This window comes from Comamonas sp. DB36, assembly GCF_057914905.1.
Map to the genome: position 1 here is coordinate 4009401 of NZ_CP196631.1, position 25957 is coordinate 4035357.

25 protein-coding genes are annotated in these 25957 nt (G+C 65.5%); 12 read left to right on the forward strand and 13 right to left on the reverse strand.

Translation table 11 applies throughout. The annotated features are described in order from the left end of the window. Nucleotide 1 precedes the first annotated feature (1 nt). From ACSVDO_RS18750 to ACSVDO_RS18785, 8 genes are all read right to left on the reverse strand, one after another. Nucleotides 2-1879, reverse strand: a complete 1878-nt coding sequence (locus tag ACSVDO_RS18750; protein ID WP_489593985.1) for a glycosyltransferase family 2 protein — start codon at nucleotides 1877-1879, stop codon at nucleotides 2-4. 492 nt (nucleotides 1880-2371) lie between these two features. Continuing rightward, nucleotides 2372-3592: a beta-ketoacyl-ACP synthase I gene (gene fabB, locus ACSVDO_RS18755; RefSeq protein WP_489593987.1), complete on the reverse strand. Its 1221-nt coding sequence runs from the start codon at nucleotides 3590-3592 to the stop codon at nucleotides 2372-2374. Then, nucleotides 3589-4113: a bifunctional 3-hydroxydecanoyl-ACP dehydratase/trans-2-decenoyl-ACP isomerase gene (gene fabA, locus ACSVDO_RS18760; protein ID WP_159913106.1), complete on the reverse strand. Its 525-nt coding sequence runs from the start codon at nucleotides 4111-4113 to the stop codon at nucleotides 3589-3591. The genes fabB and fabA overlap by 4 nt, the downstream gene beginning before the upstream one ends. Before the next feature lie 163 nt (nucleotides 4114-4276). After that, nucleotides 4277-5857, reverse strand: coding sequence for an apolipoprotein N-acyltransferase (gene lnt, locus ACSVDO_RS18765; RefSeq protein ID WP_489593990.1), 1581 nt, complete (start codon nucleotides 5855-5857; stop codon nucleotides 4277-4279). Between the two features lie 8 nt (nucleotides 5858-5865). Further along, nucleotides 5866-6747: a CorC family transporter gene (locus ACSVDO_RS18770; protein ID WP_332539468.1), complete on the reverse strand. Its 882-nt coding sequence runs from the start codon at nucleotides 6745-6747 to the stop codon at nucleotides 5866-5868. Between the two features lie 146 nt (nucleotides 6748-6893). Further along, complete coding sequence (locus ACSVDO_RS18775; protein ID WP_332539467.1) at nucleotides 6894-7622, reverse strand: GNAT family N-acetyltransferase; 729 nt, start codon at nucleotides 7620-7622, stop codon at nucleotides 6894-6896. Nucleotides 7623-8003: 381 nt separating this feature from the next. Beyond that, a complete protein-coding gene (locus ACSVDO_RS18780) occupies nucleotides 8004-8486 on the reverse strand; it encodes an Lrp/AsnC family transcriptional regulator (RefSeq protein ID WP_332539466.1) in 483 nt (160 codons plus the stop codon). 137 nt (nucleotides 8487-8623) lie between these two features. After that, complete coding sequence (locus tag ACSVDO_RS18785; protein ID WP_489593993.1) at nucleotides 8624-9613, reverse strand: esterase/lipase family protein; 990 nt, start codon at nucleotides 9611-9613, stop codon at nucleotides 8624-8626. 195 nt (nucleotides 9614-9808) lie between these two features. Between ACSVDO_RS18785 and ACSVDO_RS18790 the strand changes: the two genes are divergently transcribed. Together ACSVDO_RS18790 and ACSVDO_RS18795 are read left to right on the forward strand one after the other, a co-directional pair. After that, complete coding sequence (locus ACSVDO_RS18790) at nucleotides 9809-11494, forward strand: AMP-binding protein (RefSeq protein ID WP_332539462.1); 1686 nt, start codon at nucleotides 9809-9811, stop codon at nucleotides 11492-11494. 35 nt (nucleotides 11495-11529) lie between these two features. Beyond that, nucleotides 11530-12423, forward strand: coding sequence for an MBL fold metallo-hydrolase (locus tag ACSVDO_RS18795; RefSeq protein WP_489596438.1), 894 nt, complete (start codon nucleotides 11530-11532; stop codon nucleotides 12421-12423). Nucleotides 12424-12445: 22 nt separating this feature from the next. Here ACSVDO_RS18795 and ACSVDO_RS18800 read toward each other — a convergent pair whose 3' ends face one another. Then, nucleotides 12446-14428 (reverse strand): lytic transglycosylase domain-containing protein, encoded by a 1983-nt coding sequence (locus tag ACSVDO_RS18800; RefSeq protein WP_332549113.1) that lies wholly within the window; start codon nucleotides 14426-14428, stop codon nucleotides 12446-12448. A 13-nt stretch (nucleotides 14429-14441) separates the two neighbouring features. On the opposite strand from ACSVDO_RS18800, the gene ACSVDO_RS18805 reads away from it, so the two are divergent. Continuing rightward, nucleotides 14442-15032, forward strand: a complete 591-nt coding sequence (locus ACSVDO_RS18805; protein ID WP_332536493.1) for a 5-formyltetrahydrofolate cyclo-ligase — start codon at nucleotides 14442-14444, stop codon at nucleotides 15030-15032. Here ACSVDO_RS18805 and queC read toward each other — a convergent pair. Further along, on the reverse strand, nucleotides 15029-15730 hold the full coding sequence (queC, locus tag ACSVDO_RS18810) for a 7-cyano-7-deazaguanine synthase QueC (protein ID WP_332536495.1): 702 nt from the start codon (nucleotides 15728-15730) through the stop codon (nucleotides 15029-15031). The genes ACSVDO_RS18805 and queC overlap by 4 nt on opposite strands. Before the next feature lie 196 nt (nucleotides 15731-15926). Between queC and ACSVDO_RS18815 the strand changes: the two genes are divergently transcribed. The 5 genes from ACSVDO_RS18815 to ACSVDO_RS18835 all read left to right on the forward strand — a co-directional run bounded on the left by ACSVDO_RS18815 (nucleotide 15927) and on the right by ACSVDO_RS18835 (nucleotide 21363). After that, entirely contained in the window at nucleotides 15927-16610 is a 684-nt protein-coding gene (locus ACSVDO_RS18815; RefSeq protein ID WP_332536497.1) for a glutathione S-transferase family protein, read from the forward strand. Nucleotides 16611-16719: 109 nt separating this feature from the next. After that, complete coding sequence (locus tag ACSVDO_RS18820; RefSeq protein ID WP_489593996.1) at nucleotides 16720-17874, forward strand: iron-containing alcohol dehydrogenase; 1155 nt, start codon at nucleotides 16720-16722, stop codon at nucleotides 17872-17874. Between the two features lie 50 nt (nucleotides 17875-17924). Beyond that, complete coding sequence (locus ACSVDO_RS18825; protein WP_489596440.1) at nucleotides 17925-19172, forward strand: multifunctional CCA addition/repair protein; 1248 nt, start codon at nucleotides 17925-17927, stop codon at nucleotides 19170-19172. 66 nt (nucleotides 19173-19238) lie between these two features. Next, nucleotides 19239-20759: an acetaldehyde dehydrogenase ExaC gene (gene exaC, locus ACSVDO_RS18830; RefSeq protein ID WP_489593998.1), complete on the forward strand. Its 1521-nt coding sequence runs from the start codon at nucleotides 19239-19241 to the stop codon at nucleotides 20757-20759. A 217-nt stretch (nucleotides 20760-20976) separates the two neighbouring features. Beyond that, nucleotides 20977-21363: a DUF779 domain-containing protein gene (locus tag ACSVDO_RS18835; RefSeq protein WP_489593999.1), complete on the forward strand. Its 387-nt coding sequence runs from the start codon at nucleotides 20977-20979 to the stop codon at nucleotides 21361-21363. Here ACSVDO_RS18835 and trxC read toward each other — a convergent pair whose 3' ends face one another. The 3 genes from trxC to ACSVDO_RS18850 form a co-directional block, all read right to left on the reverse strand. Further along, on the reverse strand, nucleotides 21364-21798 hold the full coding sequence (trxC, locus tag ACSVDO_RS18840) for a thioredoxin TrxC (RefSeq protein WP_489594001.1): 435 nt from the start codon (nucleotides 21796-21798) through the stop codon (nucleotides 21364-21366). 84 nt (nucleotides 21799-21882) lie between these two features. Continuing rightward, a complete protein-coding gene (locus tag ACSVDO_RS18845) occupies nucleotides 21883-22077 on the reverse strand; it encodes a DUF2905 domain-containing protein (RefSeq protein ID WP_332536504.1) in 195 nt (64 codons plus the stop codon). 13 nt (nucleotides 22078-22090) lie between these two features. Continuing rightward, the gene (locus tag ACSVDO_RS18850; protein WP_489596442.1) at nucleotides 22091-23098 is read right to left on the reverse strand and encodes a class I SAM-dependent methyltransferase; all 1008 of its coding nucleotides are present in this window, start codon (nucleotides 23096-23098) and stop codon (nucleotides 22091-22093) included. 217 nt (nucleotides 23099-23315) lie between these two features. On the opposite strand from ACSVDO_RS18850, the gene ACSVDO_RS18855 reads away from it, so the two are divergent. Genes ACSVDO_RS18855 through ttcA form a run of 4 tightly spaced genes read left to right on the forward strand, consistent with a single transcriptional unit; the run spans nucleotide 23316 to nucleotide 25932 of the window. Beyond that, nucleotides 23316-24113: an SDR family NAD(P)-dependent oxidoreductase gene (locus ACSVDO_RS18855; protein ID WP_489594003.1), complete on the forward strand. Its 798-nt coding sequence runs from the start codon at nucleotides 23316-23318 to the stop codon at nucleotides 24111-24113. Nucleotides 24114-24153: 40 nt separating this feature from the next. After that, complete coding sequence (locus tag ACSVDO_RS18860) at nucleotides 24154-24588, forward strand: dihydroneopterin aldolase (protein WP_332536507.1); 435 nt, start codon at nucleotides 24154-24156, stop codon at nucleotides 24586-24588. Further along, complete coding sequence (locus tag ACSVDO_RS18865; RefSeq protein WP_332536508.1) at nucleotides 24585-24959, forward strand: dihydroneopterin aldolase; 375 nt, start codon at nucleotides 24585-24587, stop codon at nucleotides 24957-24959. The genes ACSVDO_RS18860 and ACSVDO_RS18865 overlap by 4 nt, the downstream gene beginning before the upstream one ends. Before the next feature lie 7 nt (nucleotides 24960-24966). Beyond that, entirely contained in the window at nucleotides 24967-25932 is a 966-nt protein-coding gene (ttcA, locus tag ACSVDO_RS18870) for a tRNA 2-thiocytidine(32) synthetase TtcA (RefSeq protein ID WP_489594006.1), read from the forward strand. The last annotated feature ends 25 nt before the right edge of the window (nucleotides 25933-25957 follow it).

Sequence of the window (25957 nt, forward strand, 5' to 3'; positions counted from 1 at the left end):
CCTATCTGTTGCGTACGCGTCTCACGTAGTAGGCGAACTTTCTCAACGGATGGTACAGCCAGCGCAGACTGGGAACCTGCAATATGAACTTGCGCACCTGCTTTGCGGGAATCAAGGTCACGTAGATGTCGCGCGACAACTGCTGCGCCGCAGACAGCACTTCAACCGGGCTGATGTCGGCACGCAGCTGGGCATGCTTTTCCTGGGCCTTGGCATAGTAGTCATCGAGCATCTTCTGCCGCCCCACGGCCATCTCCGCCTTGGCCGGCACGCGGTACAGCGACGTGACCTTGTGCACCATCTCGAAATCGTGGTGCAAGGAGTAACGCACCCAGAGATTCCAGTCCTCCAGATTCTCCAGGTCAGGATCGAAGCCGCCGTATTGCTCGAACAGCGAACGCTTGAACAGCACGGTCTGGATGGGCAGATAGTTGTGGTGCCACATGACGTAGCGGTTGAACTGCTGCCGATAGAGCAGGCTGTGCTCGATTTCGCGGTAGATCCACGGCTCGGCGCTGATCACTTCGGTGCGCACTTGGTAGGCCAGCGAATAGACGGCGCCCAGTTCGGGGCGCTTTTGCCATGCATCCACGAGCACTTCGAGATGGTCGGCGTAGAACAGGTCGTCATCGTCCAGAAAGCACAGCAGCTCGCCGCGCGCCGCTGCCAGCGCGGCATTGCCCGCGGCGCAGCGCCCCATCTTGGGCAAGGGCAGATAGGTCACCTCCGACAGCACGCCATAGCCACGGACTTCGTCCATGAAAGCCTGTGCCGTGTTGCCGCCGTCCTCGACCACGACCAGCTGGATGTTGGAATAGGTCTGCGCCGCGACCGAGGCCACGGCCTCGGCCAAGCGGCCGGTCTTGCCGGGCGTGGTGCGGGTCAGTACGCTGACCAGTGGCTTGGGCTCGTCGCCGGTTTTCTCCGGATAGGCGTGGAACGAGCCTTCGCGCGGCATTTCGTAGTCCCACAGGCGGAACGGGAACGGTTGGTGGCTCTTGCGGCGCGTGCGCAGAAACACGGGCGCGGAACGCAGCAGTTTGAGGCCGTTCTTCAGCAAGCCCCGGCGCTGGCCTGGAAAGGACTGCGGCACGGCCAGCAGCCCCAGGTACATGATTGCACCGCCAATGACCTGATGGCGGCTGCCGTAGCGGCAGCGCAGCAGCACGTTCGCATAGGTGCTGCCCAGAAACTGCATGGGTTTGACCTGCGCAGCTTCCTCATAGGTGTAATGCCATACCGTGGCCTTGGGCACGTAGCGCAGACGGTAGCCGTTGTCGCGCAGACGATAGGAAAGCTCCACATCCTCGCCATACATGAACAGCAGCGGCTCGTAACCGCCCACCTTGCGCATCGCCTCGGTACGGAACAGCGCGCAGGCGCTCGAACACCAGAGCACATCGCCGTTGACCGGGTTGTAGTGCTTAGGATGCTCGTACGGTTTCTGGCGGCATTCCCATTGAGCTACATCCGGACCGTCGGCGCAGGCCTGTATCAGCAGCTCCACCAGCGTGTCCGGCTCGAACTCCAGATCGACATTCGTCACCAGAAAAAACGGGCTCTGCGCTTTCGCAAGATTGGCGTTATGCCCTTTGCCAAAGCCGACGTTGGCGCCGGCTTCCACAGAAATTTCCAGATAGCTGTGCTGCTGCTCCTGCTGGAAGTTCTGCAGCCAGGCAATGCTTCCATCCGTCGAACCATTGTCACGAACAAGGAGCCGAATCTGCTTCAGTGGGATGCGCTGCGAAGCCAGGCTATCAAAGAATTTCGCCAGCCACTTGAACGAGTTGTAGGTGACGATGGAGATATCCAGGGATACATCCGACAAATTTTCGAAAGATAGCTCTTGCCGAAGACTTAATGATTGCGGACTATTCATGAATTTGTTTTTCGACGAATCAATTAAATCAAAGCTTCTGGAAATCCATAGGCGTCGGCCACGACATGCGTCGGGCGGGTGGGCGCCGCCAGTGCTTTCAGTCTGACTATTGGGTTGCCTTCAGCCATGACTGTACCGGCATCGGATGCCGCGCAATGCCTGCGCGCCATCCACTGAGCGCTGTATCCTAGCGCAGGACGAGCCCTGCACATTAAGTTACAGCAGAAACGCACTGCTGCAATGGAGCTTGCGGGCAGCGCGCCCAAGTGGCCACTGATCACTTGTCGCTCAAACTTCATGCATTGGCAATCACAGCCGAGTCGCCCAGGTGCCACACGCGGCGTGCGCGCAGCGATTGCAGTCACCATGAGCATTCAGCCACCGTCGGGTGCGCCGGCCGCACAACGCCACGCGAGAAAATTCAGGGAAAAATGAAGGAAGCAGAGGATTCGCCCCGAAGCCTTTCAACCCCGGGGCGGTGGCGAATGGAACTTATACGCCTTCCCAGCGCTTGAGCACCAGGCTCGCATTGGTACCGCCGAAGCCGAAGCTGTTCGACAGCACCTGGCGCAGTTCGGCGTCGCGCGTGACGGTCACCAGCGGCATGCCTTCGACCGCGGGGTCGGGCGTCTCGACATTGGCCGAACCCGCGATGAAGCCCTTGTTGAGCATCAGCAGACAGTAGATCGCTTCCTGCACGCCGGTCGCGCCCAGCGAATGGCCGGTCAGCGACTTGGTCGACGAGAACGGCGGAATGTTCTCGCCGAACACTTCGCGGATGGCGCGCAGTTCGGGCACATCACCGACCGGCGTCGAAGTGCCATGGGTGTTGATGTAGTCGATGGGCCCGTCCAGGCCTTCGATGGCCTGGCGCATGCAGGCAATGGCGCCGTCGCCCGAAGGAGCGACCATGTCCTCGCCGTCCGACGTGGCGCCGAAGCCCACGACTTCGCCGAGGATGTTGGCGCCGCGCGCCAGCGCATGCTCCAGGCTTTCGAGCACCACGGCGCCGCCGCCGCCGGCGATCACGAAACCGTCGCGGTTGGCGTCATAGGCGCGCGCGGCCTTCTCGGGCGTGGCGTTGTACTTGCTGGACATCGCGCCCATGCCGTCGAACAGCAGCGACATGCCCCAGGACAGTTCCTCACCGCCGCCGGCGAACATCACGTCCTGCATGCCCCAGGCGATCTGCTGGGCCGCGGAGCCGATGCAGTGCGCCGAAGTCGAGCAGGCCGAGGTGATCGAGTAGTTGATGCCCTTGATGCCGAAATTCGTCGACAGGCAGGCCGAGACCGTGGAGCTCATGCAACGCGTGACCTGGTAGGGGCCGACGCGGCGAATGCCTTTTTCGCGCAGCGTGTCCGCGGCTTCGATCTGGTTCGCGGGCGAACCTCCGCCCGAACCCATGATCAGGCCGGTGCGCGGATGGGAAACCTGCTCGGGTGTGAGTCCGGCCTCGGCGATGGCCTGGGTCAGCGCTATTTGCGCATACGCCGCGGCATCGCCCATGAAACGCAGCTGCTTGCGGTCGATCAATGCCTCGACATCAATTTGCGGAATGCCGGCCACCTGGCTGCGCATGCCCAGTTCGGTGAATTCGGGCATGGCCCGTATGCCCGAACGGCTCTCGCGCAGCGAGGCCTCGACCGTTGCATTGTCGTTACCGATGCACGAGACAATGCCCGTGCCCGTAATCACAACCCGACGCTTCATTCTGCGGATCCTTCGGTTTTGCCCTCACGCATGAACAAACCCACGCGCAGGTCGGTTGCCGTATAGATGAGCTTGCCGTCGGCCAGCAGGCGTGCGTCGCCGATGGCCATGTTGAGTTTGCGCTTGATCAGGCGCTTGATGTCGATTTCGTAGGTCACCAACTTGACGTCGGGGCCCACTTCGCCGGTGAACTTGACTTCGCCGGCGCCGAGCGCACGGCCGCGACCGGGCAATTGCAGCCAGGTCAGGTAAAAGCCTATCAGTTGCCACATGGCGTCGAGGCCCAGGCAGCCCGGCATCACCGGATCGCCCTGGAAATGGCATTTGAAGAACCACAGGTCGGGGTTCACGTCGAGCTCGGCCACGATCTTGCCCAGACCATGCTCGCCGCCTTCGCTGGCGATGTGCGTGATGCGATCGAACATCAGCATGGGAGGCAAAGGCAGGCGCCCGGAATCAGGAGTGAACAGCTTGCCCTCGCCGGAGGCGATCAGTTGCTGGTAGGAAAAGGAATCGGCCATTGTCAAACTTGCTCCACAGCGGTGCACTCACCGCTTCGTTGTCGCGTGATTCGCAGCATTTCGCATGCGCCACAGGCGCGCATTATCCGGCCCACGGCGCTGCCGTATAACCGCAAAGACCCTGCAAATGCAAAAGAACACAGAAACTTCAAAAGACGACAGTCTACTTGCCCTGGCTGACCGTTCGCTGTCGCCAGGCCGCATAGGCCACTGCCAGCGCGGCCAACAGCCATAACGGCAGCTGCCCGGCCCAGCGCACCCAGCCGGCGAACGGCGTGATTCCGTCGCGCCCCTGGACGCTGCCCGTCAGCACGCCGCGCACATGTGGCGCGAGCGCCTGGGTCACGGCGCCATGGTGGTCGATGATCACCGTGGCGCCGGTATTCGTGGCGCGCAGCATGGGCCGCTCGAACTCGAGCGAACGCATGCGGCTGATCGCCAGATGCTGGTCGATGGCGACGCTGTCGCCGAACCAGCCGATATTGCTCACATTGACAAAGATCGTCGGCGCCGTGGCCGGATCGCGAAACCGCAGTCCGATTTCCTCGCCGAACAGATCCTCGTAGCAGATATTGGGCGCCAGCCGCTGGCCCGCCCAGTCCATCGACGCCTGGGCCAGACCGCCGCGATTGAAGTCGCCCAGCGGAATGTTCATCATTTCGGTGAACCAGCGGAACAGCGGCGGAATGAACTCGCCGAACGGCACCAGATGGTGCTTGTCATAGCGGTAGACCGGCGCCTGGCCCGGCAGCAGGCCGATCACGGCATTCGCATAGCCTTCGACCGGGTTGCCCAGCGGAATGCCGATCAGCGCGGCTTGCGGACCCTGGCTGAAATGCTGCTGCAGTAGCTGCATGTAGTCGAGCGGCAGCTGCTGGGGCAGCAGCGGAATCGCGGTTTCGGGCGCGACCACCAGCTGGGCATCGGTGCTGCGCAGCGCGCTCGAATACCACTCCAGCGCCAGCGGCACGCCGCTGCCGGGCTCGAATTTCTCATCCTGGGGAATATTGCCCTGCAACAGCGCCACGCTGATCGCGCCAGGTTGCGCGGCCGGGGCCTGGGCCAGGCAGGCGCGCAGCGCGCAGTCACGCTGCCAGAACAGGCCGGCGAGCAGCGCCGCGCCGCCCAGCGCCAGCGCCCAGGTACGCGCCTGGCGCAGATGCCCGGCCCGCAGGCCCGCGAGCCCATAGGCCAGCGCGGCCGCGACCGCGCCCGTGCCGTAGACGCCCAGCCAGCGCGGCAGCACCGACAGCGGCCCGTCGACATGGGCGTAGCCGCCCGCACCCCAGGGAAAGCCGGTAAAAAGACTGCCGCGTGCCAGCTCGGCCAGCGTCCAGCAGGCGGCGAACAGCAGCGCCGAGGCCAGCGCTCCAGATGGCTTGAAACGCGTGAAAGCCCAGGCCGCGAGCGCGTAATAGCTGCCCAGAAAGGCTGCCAGCCCGAGCACAGCCAGCACCGCCAGCGGCGCGGGCAGGCCGCCGTAGGTGTGCATGGAAATGAACAGCCACCAGAACGTGGCCGCGAGCCAACTGGTCGCGAAGACGAAGCCCAGCGCCGCGGCGCGGCGTGGAGTCGCGCTGGCACGCAGGCCATGGGCCAGCAGCGCCAGCGAGACGATTTGCAGCCACCACAGCGGCTTGCCGCCAACGGGCCAGGCAATGGACAGCGCCTGGGCCAGGCCCGCTGCGGCCATGACAGCCGCTCGCAGCCAGATGGCCGCGCGGCCGGGCAAGGACAAAGCCATGGAGATGTTCAGTTGCTGACCAGGCTGTCGGGCGCATGCTCGCGCACCACGCGGAACCAGCGCACGGCGCCGCCCTTGGTGTGCAGCACGGTGAAGCCCAGGCCCTTCATCTGCAGGTATTCGCCACGCTTGGGCACATGGCCCATTTCATGCGCGATCAGCCCGCCTATGGTCTCGAAATCGTCTTCAGGATCGGTGGCCTGCAGCACCACATCGAAAGCTTCGGCGACGCGCTCGACCGAGGTATCGCCCGAAACGCGGTAGCTGTTGTCGGCCAGCGCGAAGATGTCGCCTTCGTCTTCGGGGATATCGAATTCGTCCTCGATCTCGCCGACGATTTCCTCGAGCACATCCTCGATCGTGACCAGCCCGGCGACACGGCCGAACTCATCGATGACGACCGCCAGATGGCTGCGGTTGCCGCGGAACTCGCGCAGCAGATCGTGCAGACCCTTGCTCTCGGGAATGAACACCGCGGGCCGCAGCAGCGCACGCAGGTTCAGTTCGGGAGCGCGCTGGAGCTTGAGGAGGTCCTTGGCCAGCAGAATGCCGATGATGTTTTCGCGCTCGCCCTGGTAAACAGGAAAGCGCGAATGGGCGGTGGTGATGACCTGGTGCAGGATGACATCGAACGGATCGTCGATGTTGATCAGGTCCATGCGGGTCGAGGCGACCATCACGTCGCCGGCCGTCATGTCGGCCATGCGGATCACGCGTTCGAGCATCACGCGGGAATCGGCGCCAATGACTTGATTGTCTTCGGCTTCCGCCAGGGTTTCGATCAATTCATCGGCCGACTCGGGAGCGGGATGGATGAATTCAGCGACTTTTTGCAGAAAACTGCGCTTGTCTTCCTTTTCGGAAGAACGAGCAGAATGCGGGTCTGACACTGTCTTGGAATGCAGGACGTGCGGTAGTGGAACAAGCTGCAAGGATAGCGGATTGCCTGCACCTGGGGTGTGGCATTTGCGAGAAATCCCCGTGGCGCCCTGGCCCTCTGCGCAGCGGGGCACGCCGTTGCGGCGCATGGCCGGCGTTATGCCCCGGCCTTGTGGCGGCCTTCGCGCATGCCCTGGCGAATCTCCTGCATGCCCGCCAGGAAGCTCCAGAACTGCCTGGCCTGCTTCTTGAGCTGGTAGTCGACTTCGGCGAACTGCTCGTTGACCATCTGCTCCATGTGCGTGTCTATGCCCGCGGGCGGCAGCTGCAGATAGGCTTCGGATTCGGAGCCGTCGCGCGTGACCACGGCGCCGGCCTTGCGCGCGATCTTGAGCATCGCGGTGTTCTCGGACAGCGCATGGATGAACATCATGCTCACGCCACGGGTGCGCGCATGCACGATCGCATGGTCGAACAGGCGCTTGCCCAGACCCTTGCCGCGTGCCTGCTTGAGCACGGACACGCCGAACTCGGCGCAGCTCTGGTACTCAGGATGGGGGGCGTAGGCGACATGGGCCATGGCGATCAGCTCGAGGCGCCGGTTGTAGATGCCGAAAAGCTGGTCGCGCTCGAAATCGAGCTGCTGCACATAGCGCAGCACCTGCTCGTCGCTGGCCGCATAGCCGAAACGCAGATAGCGGTCGGCGGTGTCGAGCTTGAGCAAATGGCGGCCCACGCTGTTGCGGTGGCGCGCACTCAAGGTACGGATAGGAACCATGGCAGGACGGCACGAGGCGATGAAGCGAATTGATGGACTGGTCACCGGACGCAGCATGTGCTTGCCCGCGCGCCAGGAAGACTTCAACCAGTCAATAGAAACGTTCATGCTTCGAATATAGGGGATTACCCTAGATTCTTCAAGAAGAATGCTGCAGTGCAACATGGGAACGATGCAAGCTTGCAACGCTTTCATGCGCCAGGGGTTTGAGAGTTAGCCGTTCATCCTGCGACGCGGCCGGCCGGGCTCGGGACGCATGGGAAACCGTTCGTGGTGCGCTTGTCGCACCATGAACGCCCGTCTTAATGCCTGGAGAACTGGTTGCTCATCCTTTGACGCGGCTCGCCAGGCGGCCTCGGGATGCATGGGAAACCGTTCGTGGTGAGCTTGTCGCACCATGAATGCCCGTCTTCATGCCTGGAGAACTGGCTGTTCATCCTTTGACGCGGCTCGCCGGGCAGATGAGGACAACGGAAAAACAGATGCCGACTAAACCGGCACCGCCGTTGTCGCCTTGACCCGGTCCAGCACAAAGCTGGTCTTGCAGTCCTGCACGCTGGGGTGCTTGAGCAGCGTTTCCATGATGAAGCGGCTGTAATGCGCCATGTCGCTGACCACGACGCGCAGCAGATAATCCATTTCGCCGGTCAGCGACGCGCATTCGACGACTTCGGGCCAGGTCTGCACGCTCGCGCGAAACACGTCCATGGGATTGCGCTTGCTGGTCTCGGTGTATTTCTCGAGGCGCACGTTGAGGTAGGCGGTCAGGCCCAGGCCCACGGTCTCGGGGCGCACCAATGCGACATAGCGGTCGATCACGCCCGCTTCTTCGAGCCGCTTGACGCGGCGCAGCACGGCGCTGGGCGAAAGCCCGACCTGCTCGCCGATGACGTCATAGGTTTCCCGGCCGTTTTCCTGCAGGCGCCGGAGAATGGCCCGGTCCAGCTTGTCGATTGCTTGCGTTGCGCTCATGGCGGGGATTCTACGGACATGGGCCAAAAAACCCAGGGTTTCCCCGAATCACCCTTGAAAACTGCATGAAATGGGCTTTTTTTGCATTTTTCATGCGGGCCCGGCGCGCGCATGACCGAAGCCGACTTCGCTGCGCTCTACACCCCGCTGTGTGCACTGCCCGAGTTGGCCGCCGGCGGGCAGCCGGCCTGGGCGCGCTGCACCAGCGCCACGCATTCCTGCATCAGCTGCGGATCGAACACCAGCTGCACATGCGCCTGGTCGACGATCAGCCGGTTGTCAGCGCCGGGATAGGTGGCGGCGAGCGCGGGCATGATCAGGTTGTCGCAGTTCGAATACCAGCAGGTCATGTGCGCGGCCAGCGCCTGCGGCTCGCGCGCGAGGAGCGCGCGCAGCCAGTCGCTGTCCAGGCGCATCTGCCGGCCGTTGGGCGTGCGGCTGAAATTCGCGATCCAGGTGCCGCGGTGGGGCGTGGCCAGCGTGATCACTCGCGCCACCAGCGCCTGCAGCCGCCGCGCGGCCTGTGCTTCGGTCACGCCTTCGCCGACCATGGCCCCCCGGCTGCGCAGCCAGGCGCGTATCACCAGACCTCCCATGCTGTGGCCTATGAGCACCGGCGCGCGGCCGGTGGCCTGCTCCATGCGCCGCACGGCGGTGTCCAGATCGGGCACGCATTCGTCTATCGATCCCCAGGCGGGCTCGAGCGTCACGGCAATGCAGGAAATGCCGTGCGCCGCAAACATGCGCTGCCAGGGCTGCCAGAAAGCGCGGTTGCAAAGATAGCCATGCACCAGCACCACCCCCACCGCGCGGGCGCCGAGGTCATCGGCCAGCGCCTGCGTACGAAACGGCTGGCGCCAGCCGAAGATGCGATAGGCACAGCCGACTTCGGCGAGATAAGCGCGCAGCATCGCGCGCGCCGACACGGGCGGCAGCGCCCCCATGGCGCCGCGCGGTGCGAGCAGCAGGCAGGCGAATTGCGTTCCTATGCTCCACGCGGGAAACAGCAGCAGCACCAGCACCCCGCCCAGCGCCAGCATGGGCGAGCGCGGCCATGACCACCAGAGCCAGGCCAGCGCCAGAATCCATCCGCCCAAAATCGCGGCCCGCTGCCAGCGCGCATTCATGCCTTGGTCCTTGTCATGGCCCAGGTTTACCATGTCCTGACGCACTTGCCTGTCGGCGCAGCGCCCGCTGTCCTTCTCGGGACAATCCCTAGGACAAGCCCGGGGGACAGTCTGGGCTGACGGCGACAGAATGGACAGACCGCACCGCGGCCTGCCGGGCCAGGTGATTCTTCAGACATTCAAGGCTGTACTCGCATGGATCCTCTCTGGCTGCAGAACTATCCCGCTGGCGTTCCTCACGATGTCGATCCCGGCGCCTACCGCTCGGTGGCGCAGCTGATCGAGGAATCGCTCAAGAAGAACGCCGATCAGCCGTTTTCGGTCTGCATGGACCGCTGGATGCATTACCGCGATCTCGACCTGCTGTCGCAGCGTCTGGGAGCGTGGTTGCAAGGCCTGGGGCTGGAGCCGGGCGCGCGCGTGGCGATCATGCTGCCCAACGTGCCGCAGTTCGCCGTGACCATGGCCGCGGTGCTGCGCGCGGGTTATACCTGCGTCAATGTCAACCCTCTCTACACGGCGCGCGAGCTCGAGCACCAGCTCAAGGACTCGGGCGCGAGCGCCATCGTGATCCTGGAGAACTTCGCGCATACGCTGGGCAGCGTTCTCGAGCGCACGCCCATACAGCAGATCTGCATCACTTCGCTGGGCGATCTGCTGGGCCCAATCTACGGCCGCTGGATACGCTTTGCCGCGCGCCATCTCGCCAAGATGGTGCCGCCCTACACCCTGGCGCTCACGGGCGGCCGCCAGGTCACGACCTTTCCCGACGCGCTGGCACTGGGCGCGCAGCGCACGCTGCGCCCCAGCCCGGCCACGCTGGACTCGATTGCGTTCCTGCAATACACAGGCGGCACCACGGGCCTGTCCAAGGGCGCGATCCTGACGCACCGCAACATCATCGCCGCGACGCTGCAGGCCGAGGCCTGGTTCGCGCCCGCGCTGTCCAGCCTGCCCGACCGGCGCAACCTGCACAGCATCGCGGCGCTGCCGCTCTACCATATCTTCGCGCTCACGCTGTGCCTGCTGGCCATACGCCAGGGCTCGAGCCTGAGCCTGATTCCCAACCCGCGTGACATAGGAAAATTCGTCGGCGTGCTGAAGAAACGCCCGTTCCATCTGCTGCCCGGCGTGAACACGCTGTTCAATGCGCTGCTGCAGAACCCGCAGTTCCGCGCGCTCGATTTCTCCAGCCTGTGCCTGACCCAGGCCGGCGGCATGGCGGCCTCCGAGGGCACGGCGCGCGAGTGGAAGAAAGTCACGGGCAGCACCATGATCGAAGGCTGGGGCATGAGCGAGACCTGCGCCATAGGCACCAACAACCCGGTCACCAACCCCGAGTACACCGGCAACATCGGCCTGCCGCTGCCCGGCATCTCGATCGCCATCAAGGACGAGAACGGCCAGAACCTGCCGCTGGGCCTGCCCGGCGAACTGTGCATCCAGGGCCCGAACGTGATGACCGGCTACTACAACCAGCCGCAGGAAACCGCGCGGGCCTTCACCGACGACGGCTATCTGCGCACCGGCGACGTGGGCCAGATGGATGCCCAGGGCAATGTGCGCCTCATCGACCGCAAGAAGGACATGATCCTGGTCAGCGGCTTCAACGTCTACCCGAACGAACTCGAGAACGTGGTCTCGCTGTGCCCGCATGTGGTCGAATGCGCGGCCATAGGCGTGCCCGACGAAAAGCAGGGCGAGGCCATCAAGCTGTTCGTCGTGCGCAGCAGCGAGGCGCTCGACGAAGACGCATTGCAGCGCTATTGCAGCGAAAACCTCACGGGTTACAAGCGTCCCAAGTACATAGAGTTCCGCGACGCCCTGCCCAAGACCAATGTCGGCAAGATACTGCGGCGCGAACTGCGCAGCCCGCAGTGAGCCGCGCCCCTGCCGCCGGCACGCTGTGGCCGGAAATGACCGTGCTGGAGCGCGGCTGGCTGTCGGCGAACAGCGTGCTGTTCACCGGGAGCGACGGCGCCGCGCTGGTCGATACCGGCTACTGCATCCATGCCGAACAGACCGTCGAGCTGGTGCGCTCGGCGCTGGGCCGGGAGCCGCTGGCGCGCATCCTCAACACCCATCTGCACAGCGACCACTGCGGCGGCAACGCCGCGCTGCAGGCGGCCTGGCCGGAAGTGCACACCGCGATCGCGCCGGGCCAGGCGGCCCAGGTGCGCGACTGGGATGCGCAGGCGCTGGGCTATGTGCCCACGGGCCAGCAATGCCCGCGCTTTCGCATCGACGGCACGCTGGCGCCGGGCAGCGAAGTCTCCCTGGGCGGGCGGCCCTGGCAGATCCATGCGGCGCCCGGCCATGACTCGCATTCGGTGGTGCTGTTCGAGCCCGCGGCAAGGCTGCTGATTTCGGCCGATGCGCTGTGGGAAAAAGGCTTTGGCGTGGTGTTTCCCGAACTCGACGGCGAAGATGCGTTTGCCGAAGTCGGCGCGACGCTGGACCTGATAGAGCAGCTCGCGCCGCTGACCGTCATTCCGGGCCACGGCCCCATCTTTCGCGATGTGAGCAGCGCACTGGTCGCAGCGCGCGCGCGGCTTGCGGGCTTTGTGCAGTCGCCGCTGCGCCATGCGCGCCATGCGGCCAAGGTGCTGATCAAGTTCAAGCTGCTCGAATGGCAGCACATCGACGCGGATGCGCTGCAGGCTTGGACCGAAGCCACGCCCTATCTGGTGCAGCTGCATGCGCGGCATTTTGCCCAGTCGACACCCGCAGACTGGACGACAGCGCTGGTCGATGAGCTGGTCGCCGTGGGCGCGGCCCGGCGCGAGGCCGGGCAGCTGTACAACGCCTGAGGCGCAAGCCTCAGGCATTTGCTCAGGGCAGATCCTTGAGCGGCTCGGGCTCGTTGGTGGGACGCGGACCCACCGTGCCCAGGCGCGCCTTGAGCGACTGGGGCTGGCCCGTGATCAGCGCCGCATAGGCCGTGGTGTTGGCCAGCACCTTCTTCACGTAGTCGCGCGTCTCGGTGAACGGCACGTTCTCGGCCCAGATCGCGGCGTCGAGCACCGGACCGTTGCGCCATACGCGCGGACGGCCCGGGCCGGCGTTGTAGCCGGCCGCGGCCATGGCCATCGAGCCGTCGAAGTCGTCGAGCGCGAGCTTGAGATAAGCCGTGCCTATGGTGATGTTGACTTCGCGGTCGTTGATCATGCCGGGAGTGAAGTCGCTCATGCCGATCTTGCGCGCGGTCCAGCGCGCGGTCGCTGGCATGACCTGCATCAGGCCCGACGCGCCCACGCCCGAGCGCGCGTCCATGATGAAGCGGCTTTCCTGGCGTATCAGGCCGTAGACATAGGCCGGATCAAGGCCGATCATGCGCGAGCGCGCAATCACGGTGTCGTGGAACGGCATGGGATAGCGCTGGTTCCAGTTGACTTCGCTGCGCGTGCGCTCGCTGGTGTTGATGCAGCGGTCCCAGATTTCACGCTGGCAGGCAAGGTCGGCCGCGGCCAGCAGCGCGCGCTCGTCCATGCCGCCCGGCGTATGCAGGTTGGTCGCGTAGTTCCATTCGCGCACGCCTTCGCTGCGCAGTCCCAGCTGGATGGCCTGCAGACCGCGCTGCAGGCTGGGGTTGGCCAGCGCCGCGGCCTTTTCCTGCGCCGTGAGGGGCGCGGGCGCCGCGGGCACGGTCACGCGCTGGCCCAGCTCCTCGAGCGCCAGCTGCTCGTAGAAGCCGCCCGAACCCGCAATGCCTTCGAACAGCTGGCGCGCCTGCGCGCGCTCGGCGTCGCCGCCATGCGGCGCCAGCAGCGCCTTGGCCTTCCAGTAGACCCAGGTGCTGTCGGCCTGGCCCTGGGGGCTCATGGCATCGATGGCGCGCGTCACCTGGCGCCACTGGCTGGCGCGCAAGGCGGTGCGCACCTTCCAGCCCAGCAGTTCGTCGTTGAGGTCCTGGTCCTTGCGCACATTGGCGAAATAAGTCTGCGCTTCGGGCTGCAGCTTGAATGCCGCCTGCTTGCCTATGGCCGCCCAGGCCCAGTTGCGCTCCTCGGCCGAGAGCTGGCCGCTCCAGCGGCCTTCGAGCTGGGCCGCGGCCTGGGCCGGATCATTGGCCGCCAGGCGTATCAGGGCCAGCAGCCCCAGTTCCTGGCGTACCTGGCCGCGCGCCACGCGCGGGCCCGTGAGGAATTTGATGGGCGAGGCAAACAGTTCGTTGACCAGCGGCGCCGACTCGGGCGCGACCAGTTGCACCGCATCGCGCACCGCGCGCTGGCGGTTGGCGTCGGCCGCGAGCCGCGCCTTGCGCCAGATGTCGCTGGCCGGCATCTGCTTGGCCGCATAGAAAGTCGCCGCTGCATTGGTGCAGGCGTCCTCGGCGTCGCGCTGCGCGTACCAGAGGTCGCGCGCTTCCTGCGCCTGCGCCTCGCCCGTACGGCCTTCGATCTGGGCAATGGTCAGCGCATAGCAGCGCACCGCGCGGTCGTCCTGCATGCGGTAGCCCGGCAGCAACTGCGCGAATTGCGCCCAGTCGCGGCGCTGGCCCAGCAGCAGCAGCCAGTCGTTGCGCAGCCGGTCTTCCTGGTAGGTGCCGGCCCAGCGCTTGAGGAACGATTGCACCTCGTCGGGCTGCGCCTGGTCCAGCCGCAGACGCAGCTCCCAATAGGCACCCCAGGGCTCGAGCCCATGGCCGCGCACCGCGGGCAACAACTGTGCGAGCTGATTGCGGTCGCCTTTGCGGTAGGCTTGCTGCATTGCGAGCAACGCATCGTCACCACGGATTTGCGCCACCACCAGCGGCGAGGCTGTGGTCCAGAGGGTTGCCGCGAGAAGCGGTGTCAGAATCTTGTGCCAGTGCATGGAGGATTATGTGATGGACAAAGCAGCCTTACGGCGCGCATTGATCGAACAGCGGTTGAACCTTACGGATCGACTGGACCGCGCGGACCTGTTGCAACAGGTGATGCGATTTTGGCTCATTGATCGGCCTGATACCGTGATTGGCGCCTATTGGCCCATCAAAGGAGAGTTTGACCCCCTGCCCGCCCTGCACCGCTGGAAGGAAGACGGCGAGCTGCAGCGCGGCGGCCAGCGCCGGCGCATAGGGCTGCCGGTAATCGACAAGGTGCACAAGACGCTGAGCTTTCACCTCTGGTATCCGGGCTGCCCGATGGAAGAGGACGCCTACGGCATTCCCAAGCCCAAGGACACCGAGGTGGTCGTGCCCACGCTGCTGTTCGTGCCCTGCGTGGGCTATGCGCCCGGCGGCTACCGGCTGGGCTATGGCGGCGGTTTCTACGACCGCACGCTGGCCACGCTCACGCCGCGCCCGTTCACCGTGGGCCTGGGCTTCACCTGCGGCTACCTCGACGACTTCGTGCCCGAGCCGCATGACCTGCCGCTGGACGCCATCCTCAACGACAACGGCGTGGTCTGGCCCCAGGCCGAGCGACCGCGGCGCTAGCTTTTCCAGCGCGCCCAGCCCTTGGCGCGCAGATCGCAGGCCGGGCAGCTGCCGCAGCCATAGCCCCAGTCGTGCAGCGTGTCGCGCGTGCCCTGGTAGCAGGTGTGGGTGTCCTTGACGATGATGTCGACCAGCGGCTGGCCGCCCAGGTCCTGGGCCATCTGCCAGGTCTGGGCCTTGTCTATCCACATCAGCGGCGTGGCGATGCGCAGGCGCCGCTCCAGGCCCAGGTTCAGCGCGACCTGCAAGGCCTTCATGGTGTCGTCGCGGCAATCGGGATAGCCCGAGAAATCGGTCTCGCAGACGCCGGTGACGATCACCTGCAGCCCGCGCCGGTAGGCCAGCGCGCCGGCGAGCGTGAGGAACAGCAGGTTGCGCCCGGGCACGAAGGTGTTGGGCAGGCCGTCGGCCTGCATCGCGAAGGCCACGTCGTCGGTCAGGGACGAGCCGCCGATCTGCTGCAGCACGTCGAGCGACAGCATGTGGTCGTCGCCCAGGCGCGGCGCCCATTGCGGGAACTGGCGGCGAATCTCGGCGAGCACGTTCTGGCGCGCATCGAGTTCGACATGGTGGCGCTGGCCGTAGTCGAAACCCAGGGTTTCGACGCGTTCATAGCGCGAAAGAGCATCGGCCAGACAGGTGGTGGAGTCCTGTCCACCGGAGAAAAGGACCAGGGCGGTTGTATGCATGGCGGGCATTAAAGCACTGCGCGCCTGCAAGGCGATACAGGGAGAAACAGTTTCTTACCGCTTTACAGGGCTTCGCCAGCGTTCGCAGGGTTTTTCGCACCGATTTGCGGCCAAAGCCACGCCATCCCCATGACAAGCCGCACAACTGCCGCTAGCATGGGCGCACACCCGGCCACCCTGGTCTTACGACCTGACAGGAGTCAGCATGCTTGCGCTCTACATCGGCAACAAGAATTACTCATCGTGGTCCATGCGTCCCTGGGTGCTGATGCGCCAGGCCGGAATCGCGTTCGAGGAAGTCAAGGTGCGCTTCGACAGCTTCTCGCTGCAATCCGAGTTCAAGCAGCGCCTGCATGCGGTCTCGCCCGCGGGCAAGGTGCCGGTGCTGGTCGACGGCGACCTGGCCATCTGGGACAGCCTGGCAATCTCCGAATACCTGGCCGAACAATACCCCGACAAGCACCTGTGGCCGCTGCTCGCGCCCGACCGGGCGCATGCGCGCAGCATCTGCGCCGAAATGCACGGCGGCTTTCCCGAACTGCGCACGCACTGCCCGCTCAACGTCGAGGCCCATCTGCCCGCGGCCGGAGCGCAAATCTGGAACGAGCAGCCCGGCGTGCGCGACGAAGTGCAGCGGCTGATCGACATGTGGAGCGCGCTGCTGGCCACGCATGGCGGCACGCTGCTGTTCGGGCACTTCACCATTGCCGACGCCTATTTCGCGCCGGTCTGCCTGCGCCTGGCGACCTATGCCCTGCCCATTCCGCCGCAGATCGAAGCCTACGTGAAGCGCGTACAGGCCCTGCCTTCGGTGCAGGAATGGGTGCAGGACGCGCTTGCCGAGCAGGACTTCATCGACTTCGAGGAACCCTACCGCGAACGCCGGTGAATGGGAAGCCGCAGTAACTGCGGCCGCCCCACTCGGTGACACCAAGGCGCTGGACTTGGCCGCCAAGTCGCGTCAGGATGGTGCATTCCCACCACTCGCCTCCACTCGCATGTCGCCGTTCTCATTCAGCACCGTCGCGCAAGTCGTCATCCAGACGGGTGCCGCGCAAAACATAGGAGAAATCCTTTCGCAACGCTTCACGCCCGGGCGCGTGATGGCCGTGACCGACAAGTTCCTGGTCCGCAGCGGACTGCTGGAGCCGGCGTTTGCCTCGCTGCGCGCCCATGGCTGGGAGCTGCTGGTCTGCGATGACGTGGAAGCCGATCCGCCGGACCATGTGGTGGAAAAGGCCGCGGCGCGCGCCCGGGAGTTCGGCGCCACGCTGGTGCTGGGCGTGGGCGGCGGCTCGTCGATGGATGTCGCCAAGCTGGTCGCGGTGCTCGCCGCCAGCGACCAGCCGCTGAGCGCGATGTACGGCGTGGAAAAGGTCAGCGGCGGACGTCTGCCGCTGGTGCACATTCCGACCACCGCCGGCACCGGCTCGGAAGTCACCCCGGTCGCCATCGTCACCACCGGTGCCACCACCAAGAGCGGCATCGTCGCGCGCCAGCTCTACGCCGACCTCGCGGTGCTGGACGCAGAACTCACCGTGGGGCTGCCGCCCGCGATCACTGCCGCCACCGGCATCGATGCCATGGTGCATGCCATCGAAGCCTTCACCAGCAAGCGGCTCAAGAACCCGCTGTCCGACCATGCGGCCACGCTGGCCCTCAAGCTGCTGTCGACCCACCTGGAGCAGGTCTGCACCAACGGCAAGGACCTCGCGGCGCGCGAAGCCATGCTGCTGGGCTCCATGCTCGCCGGCCAGGCCTTTGCCAATGCGCCGGTCGCGGCCGTGCACGCCCTGGCCTACCCGCTGGGCGGGCGCTACCACCTGCCGCACGGTCTGACCAATGCGCTGGTGCTGCCCCATGTGCTGCGCTTCAACGCCCGGACCCACCCCGAAGGCTATGCCGAACTGGGCGCGGCGCTGGGCCTGGCGCAGACCGGCACGCCGGCCGAGCGCGCGGCCGACTTCATTGCGCATATCGTTGCGCTGATAGAAAGAACCGCCCTGCCCATGCGCCTGCGCGACCATGGCGTGGCTGAAGACATGATCGCCACGCTGGCCGCCGATGCCATGCTGCAGGAGCGGCTGCTGATGAACAATCCGCGCCCGCTCACGGTGGACGACGCGCTCGCCATCTACTCCGCGGCATTCTGACTTGCGCCCGGGGTCGCCCCAAATCCGGCGACACTTGGCGCATGAGTTCCATTCAAACCCTCATGGTCGGCGGCGCGGTGCGCGACCATCTGCTCGGCCGCCCCGTCCATGACCACGACTGGGTCGTGGTCGGCGCCACGCCAGAAGAAATGGTCGCCCAGGGCTTCCAGCCCGTGGGCCGCGACTTTCCCGTCTTCCTGCATCCCCGGACCCACGAGGAATACGCGCTGGCGCGCACCGAGCGCAAGAGCGGGCGCGGCTACCGCGGCTTTGCCGTGCAGTCTTCGCCCGATGTGACGCTCGAGGAAGACCTTGCGCGCCGCGACCTGACGATCAACGCCATGGCCGCGCCCGAAGGCTGGCCCGAAAGCGGCACGCTCAGCGATCCCTATGGCGGCCAGCGCGACCTGGAAGCGAAGCTGCTGCGCCATGTGACCGACGCATTCCGCGAAGACCCGGTGCGCATATTGCGCGTCGCGCGCTTCGCGGCGCGCTTTGCCGACTTCAGCGTCGCGCCCGAGACCATGGCCTTGATGCGCGAGATGGTCGACGCCGGCGAAGCCAGCGACCTGGTCGCCGAACGCGTGTGGCAGGAAATCGCGCGCGGCCTGATGGAAACCGCGCCCGCGCGCATGTTCGAAGTGCTGCGCGACTGCGGCGCGCTCGAGGTGCTGCTGCCCGAGCTCGCACGCCTGTGGGGCGTGCCCCAGCGCGCCGAATACCACCCCGAGATCGACACCGGCGTGCACGTGATGATGGTGCTGCAGCAGGCCGCGCGCCTGGACGCGCCGCTGGCCGTGCGCTACGCCTGCCTGGTGCACGACCTGGGCAAGGGCACGACGCCGGCCGACGTGCTGCCGCGCCACATAGGCCACGAACAGCGCAGCGCGCGCCTGGCAAAGCAGGTGGGCGATAGGCTGCGCGTGCCCAGCGACTGCCGAGAACTCGCCGACGTGGTGGCGCGCGAGCACGGCAATATTCACCGCAGCGGCGAGCTGAACGCGGCCGCACTGATGCGGCTGTTCGAGCGCTGCGACGCGATTCGCCAGCCCGCGCGCTTCGCGCTGGCGCTGCAGGCCTGCGAATGCGACGCGCGCGGCCGCCTGGGCCTCGAAGACCAGCCCTATCCGCAGCGCGCGCGCCTGCAGGCGGCGCTGGACCAGGCGCTGGCCGTGGTCACGGCGCAAGTCGCGGCCCAGGCCGCGGCCCAGGGCCTTGCCGGCCGCGCGATCGGCGAGGCCGTGGCCGCGGCGCGCACCCAGGCGATAGCGCACTGGCTGACCGCGGACCCAGGGTAAAACCGGGGTCCATTTGTCCGATTTCGGCCGAACATGGGACTTTCGTCCAACGTGAGGAGAAAGTCCATGCAATACGAGCCCCCCGGTTCCGCCAATGCCCCGCACAGCTTCCAGCCGCAGTACGACAACTTCATCGGCGGCCAGTGGGTGCCGCCCGCGGGCGGAGCGTATTTCGATGTGATCTCGCCGATCAACGGCAAGGCCTACACCAAGGCCGCGCGCGGCACGGCGGCCGACATCGAGAAGGCGCTGGATGCCGCGCACGCGGCCGCCGACGCCTGGGGCAAGACTTCGGCCGCGGCGCGCAGCCAGATCCTGCTGCAGATTGCCGACCGCATAGATGCCAACCGCGAGCTGCTGGCCTATGTCGAGACCGTCGACAACGGCAAGGCGATACGCGAAACGCTCAACGCCGACATTCCGCTGTCGGCCGACCATTTCCGCTACTTCGCGGGCGCGATCCGCACCCAGGAAGGCGGCATCAGCGAGATCGACGGCGACACCGTCGCCTACCATTACCACGAGCCCCTGGGCGTGGTCGGACAGATCATTCCCTGGAACTTCCCCATTCTGATGGCCGCGTGGAAGCTCGCTCCCGCGCTGGCCGCAGGCAACTGCGTGGTGCTCAAGCCCGCAGAGTCGACACCCATAGGCATTCTGGTGCTCGCCGGGCTGATCGCCGACCTGCTGCCCCCAGGCGTGCTCAACATCGTCAACGGCTTCGGCCGCGAAGCCGGCATGCCCCTGGCCACGAGCAAGCGCATCGCGAAGATCGCTTTCACGGGTTCGACCAGCACCGGCCGCGTCATCGCCCAGGCCGCGGCCAACAGCCTGATCCCGGCGACGCTGGAGCTGGGCGGCAAGTCGCCCAACATCTTCTTCGCCGACGTCATGGACAAGGACGATGCGTTTCTCGACAAGGCGATCGAAGGCCTGGTGCTGTTCGCGTTCAACCAGGGCGAAGTCTGCACCTGCCCTTCACGCGCGCTGATCCAGGAATCGATCTACGAGCGCTTCATGGAAAAGGTGCTGCGCCGCGTCGCGGCCATCAAGCACGGCAACCCGCTCGACACCGACTCGATGATGGGCGCGCAGGCGAGCCAGGAGCAGATGACCAAGATCCTGTCCTATCTGGACCTGGGCAAGCAGGAAGGCGCCGAAGTGCTGTGCGGCGGCAGCGTGGCCAAGCTCGAGGGCGATCTCGCGGGCGGCTACTACGTGCAGCCCACGCTGTTCAAGGGCCACAACAAGATGCGCATCTTCCAGGAGGAAATCTTCGGTCCGGTGCTGGCCGTGACCACCTTCAAGGACGAAGCCGAAGCGCTGGAACTCGCCAACGACACGCTCTACGGCCTGGGCGCAGGCGTCTGGAGCCGCAACGGCAACGTCGCCTACCGCATGGGCCGGGCGATCAAGGCCGGGCGCGTCTGGACCAATTGCTACCACCACTACCCCGCGCACGCGGCATTCGGTGGCTACAAGGAATCGGGCCTGGGCCGCGAGAACCACAAGATGATGCTCAACCACTACCAGCAGACCAAGAACCTGCTGGTGAGCTATAGCGAGAACAAGATGGGGTTTTTCTGAAGCGACCTGCGCTGGAGGACAGGCCGTTCATGGTTCGACAGGCTCACCACGAACGGTCTACAGGGCCCTCTGCGTGAGGACAGGCCGCTCATGGTTCGACAGGCTCACCACGAACGGTCTACAGGGGCCCTCTGCGTGAGGACAGGCCGTTCATGGTTCGACAGGCTCACCACGAACGGTTTTCGCGTTTGCCCGGAGCCGGTGAAGGAAATCCGCCATGGTCGAACCCGTCATTGCAACGCCCGCTGCCGAAGCACTCATTGGCGAGCTGAAGAAGAAGCACGGGCCGGGATTGATGTTCCACCAGTCGGGCGGCTGCTGCGACAACAGCGCGGCCAACTGCTATCTGCTGGACGAGCTGACCACGGGGCCGGGCGATGTCTATCTGGGCCAGATAGGCGGCTGCCCGTTCTACATCAGCCGCTCGCAATACGCGAGCTGGCGCCATACGCAGCTGATCATTGACGTGATCGACGGCCATGGCGGCGGCACGTTCTCGCTCGAAGGCCCAGAAGGCAAGAGCTTTCACACGCGCTCGCGCGTGTTCACCGCCGCCGAGCTCGCGGAACTCGAAGCCCAGGGCGAGGCGACGCCGCCCGCTTGATCAGATCACGGATTGGACCCAGCGCTGGATATCGGCCGCGCCCATCGCGCCCGAGATACGGCCCAGTTCCTGGCCGCCGCGAAACACCACCATCGTCGGAATGCTGCGGATGTTGTAGGGCGCGGCGGCCTGGGGATGGGCTTCGGTGTCGAGCTTGGCGAGCTGCACTTCGGGCGCCAGCGCCTGCGCGGCCTGGGCAAAGGCCGGTGCCATGCTGCGGCAAGGGCCGCACCAGGGGGCCCAGAAATCGACCACGACCGGCACCTGGCTGCGTCCCACATGCTTGGCAAAGCTCGCGGCGTCGAGCGCCACGGGTTCGCCCGTGATCAGCGGCTGGTGGCAGCTGCCGCAGTCGGGCGCATTGCCCAGCTGATCGCGCGCTACGCGGTTGGTGGTGTGGCAGTGGGGGCAGACGAAATGCAGGGCGTCGGACATGGCAGGCCTTTGTCGTGATGAACGGGAAGCGGGCCGCAGCCCGGGCACTGCCTTTACTTCAGGGCGTGGCTGCCATCTTCAACCCTAGACGAACTTGGCAATCAGTGCCGCAATGACGCTCAGTAAGACCGTGCTGGCAAACGGCAGGAAGATCTCGCGACCGAACACGCGAAAGCGGAAATCGCCGGGCAGCCGGCCCAGGCCTATGCGCTCGAGCAGGTTCGACAGGCCGTTGATGATCAACAGCGCCAGGAAAATGATGATCAGCCAGCGGATCATGGGGTGGCCCGGCTCACAGCCGGTGCGTGCGGTCGCCCTGCACGAAACCCAGCGCGGACCAGGGTTCGACGCCGCGGCTCAACCCTATCACCTTGAACAGTTCGCCCATCTCGTGCTCCATCATCAGTTTGGCAGCCATGGCGCGCGGGCCCTGCTCCATGCGTTCGAGCTGCTGCAGCAGGCCGCAGTTGATCAGGAAATGCGCCTGGGTCGTATAGCCCAGCACATCCATTCCCGCTTCCTGCGCGGCCACGGCAATGCCGGTGAAGTTGACATGGGCGGTGATGTCCTTGAGGCCCAGATCGACCAGGGGATTGTCATCCATGCGATGGGCGCGGTGACAGACCAGCGTGCCCATGTGGCGCTGCGGGTGGTAGTACTCGCCCTCGCCAAAACCGTAATCAATGAGAAACACCGCGCCGCGCTGCAGCCGCTCGCCCAGCGTGCGCACAAAGGCTTCGCCCTGGGCGTGGATTTCGGTCAGGTAGTCCTGCGGGCCGTCGATGTCCAGCGGCGGGCGCAGCGCCGTGGGGCGGTCCTCCCAGGCAAAGCCTGCGGCGGTTTCATCCCAGACCACGCCGCGCTCGAACCATTCGCCTTTCTTGCGCATCAAGAGCTGCACCGGCATCGCGTCCAGCACTTCGTTGCCGACCACCACGCCCTGCATGCTGTCGGGCAGCGCATCGGCCCAGTGCAGCTTGTGGGCAAACGGCGCCAGGCGCTCCTGCTGGCGCGCGCGCAGGCTGCCCGAAAGATCGACAATGGTGTAGCGCTCGACCTTATCGCCCAGCGTGGCCAGCAGCTGTTCGGCCAGCGCGCCCGTGCCCGCGCCGAACTCCCAGACTTCGCGCGTGTCCGTGCGCTCCATGGCTTCGGACACCTGGGCGGCCAGCAGCCGGCCGAACGCCGGCGAAATCTCGGGCGCGGTGACGAAATCGCTGCCCGAGGCCGGCATGGCGCCGAACTTGGGGCGCTCGTTGGCGTAATAGCCCAGGCCCGGGCTGTAGAGCGCCAGCGCCATGAACTGGTCGAAGCCCAGCCAGCCGCCGGCGTCCTCGACGCGGCCGCGGATCTGCCGGGTCAGTGCGCCCGATAAACTTGCACTACTGCTTTCACTACTGTCCGTCATTGGTCTGTCTTTCCGGCAACAAGCCGCCATTTTCGGCTGTAATTGCCGGTTGCCACTTTTGCGCATGGAAATCTCCGTGCGCCGGCCCACAAGATATCGAGGAACTTGCATGCATCAGCGCTGGGTATTGATCACGGGCGGCGGCCTGCGCCTGGGCCGCGAATTCTGCCTGGCGTTCGCGCGCGCGGGCTGGAACGTCGCCTGCCACTACCTGCGCAGCCGCGACGCCGCCGAAGCCACCTGCGCCGAAGTGCGCGCGCTGGGCGTGCAGGCGCTGGCCTTCCAGGCCGATCTGAGCGAGCGCGGCGCGGTCGCGCCGCTGATGGCCCGGGTCTACGCGGCCTGCGGCGCCCTGCCCCAGGCGCTGGTCAACAACGCCTCGCTGTTCGAGCCCGACAGCGCCCTCGATTTCGGCAGCGACCTGGCGCGCGTCGACCGCCAGCTGCACACCAACACGCTGTCGCCGCTGCTGCTGGCCAGCGACTGGGCCCAGCGCTGGCAGGCGCACGACCGCGCCCGGCCGCGCGCGCCGGGCAGCACCCGGCCGGTCGCCATCCATGTGCTCGACCAGAAGGTCGTCAATCTCAATCCCGATTACTTTTCCTACACGCTGTCCAAGCTGGCGCTCGAGCGCGCCGTGGCGCTGCAGGCCCAGGCGCTCGCGCCCCATGTGCGCGTGGTGGGCCTGGCGCCCGGGCTGATGTACCCCAGCGGGCCGCAAAGCCAGGACAATTACGACCGTGCGGCACGCGTGAATCTGCTGCGTGCGCCGCTGGCGGCGCAGCATGTGGCGCAGACCGGCGTCTTCTTCGCGGAAAACCCGGCAATTACAGGAATAACGCTATGCGTGGACAATGGACAGCATCTGGTGCCGTTGGAACGTGATGTCATGTTCATGATCGAGTGAATCGCACCGATCCCGTACACCCATGCCTTCGAACCTCACCATGACCGCCTCCCCGTCGCGCATTGCCGCGCATGATCTCCTGCTGCAATGCCGCCGGCTGTTCCTCCAGGGCCTCGAAAAGCAGGTCTCTATCGGCATCCACGACTTCGAGCGCGCAGCAAAGCAGCGCATGCGCTTCGACATCGACCTGTATGTGCCGCTGCACGCGACCACGCCCAGCGCCGACGCACTGCATGAAGTCGTCGACTACGACTTCGTGCGCGAAGCCGTGCAGCGCGAAGTCACGCGCGGCCATATCGCGCTGCAGGAAACGCTGTGCGACGCGCTGCTGCAGACGCTGCTGGCCCACCCGCAGGTGGTGGCCGCGCGCGTGGCGACCAGCAAACCCGATGTCTACCCCGACTGCGAAGCGGTCGGCGTCGAAGTCTTCACCATCAAGCCGAACGCGGCCGAACTTCTTTCCTTTCCATCATGAACTCAGCTGCTGTGGGCAGCCAAACCCTGAACCTGACCGGTTTGCGATTTGACGCCAACCTGGGCATTCTTGCCCATGAGAAGACCGCGCCCCAACCCATCCAGGTTGATGCCGAACTCAACCTCGGACCCCAGGCGCTGCGCCCCAAGGACGACGACATCGGCCATGTGCTCGACTACCGCAAGGTGCGCCAGATCATCATCGATGAATGCACGGCCGAGCATGTCAATCTGCTCGAGAGCCTGATCGGCAAACTCGCCCAGCGTCTGATGTTGTTACCTGGCGTGCACGGCGTGCGCGTGAAAATTGCAAAACTTGAAATCTTTGACGACTGCGAAGTCGCCATCCGCATTGAAACCGGACAATGGTGAGCCCCCGATGAACGCCACGACAGAACACAATCCCTGGCTCGACGAAGCCCCGAGCGCAGACGATGCCGCCGCGACCAAGGCCGCGGGCATCAAGATCGAACGCGAACAGCACAAGCTGGAAAAGCGCCTGTGCCGCGAAGTCGGCCGGGCCATCGTCGACTTCAACATGATTGAAGACGGCGACAAGATCATGGTCTGCATGTCCGGCGGCAAGGACAGCTACACCATGCTCGACATCCTGCTGAAGATGCAGCGGCGCGCGCCCGTGAAGTTCGAGCTGGTGGCCGTGAACCTCGACCAGAAGCAGCCCGGCTTTCCCGACCATATCCTGCCCGAGTACCTCAAGGGCCTGGGCGTGCCGTTCCACATCGAGACGCAGGACACCTACAGCGTCGTCAAGCGCGTGATTCCCGAAGGCAAGACCACCTGCGGTCTTTGCAGCCGACTGCGCCGCGCCATCCTGTACAAGGTGGCCGACCAGTTGGGCTGCACGAAGATCGCGCTGGGCCACCACCGCGACGACATCCTGCAGACGCTGCTGCTCAACATGTTCTACGGCGGCCGCATCAAGGGCATGCCGCCCAAGCTGGTGAGCGACGACGGCAAGCATGTGGTGATACGCCCGCTGGCCTATGTGCCAGAGAAGGACACCGAGCGCTGGGCCAAGTCGCAGAACTTCCCCATCATTCCCTGCAACCTCTGCGGCAGCCAGGACGGCCTGCAGCGCGTGGCCGTGGGCGAGATGCTGCGCGAGTGGGAGAAAAAGCACCCGGGCCGCATCGAGAACATGTTCCGCGCGATGCAGAATGTGGTCACGACGCATATGCTGGATCCGAAGCTGCACGACTTCAAGAACGCCAAGGCCACGGGCATTGCAAACCCCGATGGCGACATGGCGTTCGACCATGAGGAATTCCCGGTCGCGGCAACGCTGCCCGGAGTCCAGGTAGTCCAGGTAGTCCAGCTGTCCTGATCGGGGCAGCGTCCAGGTGGCAAGG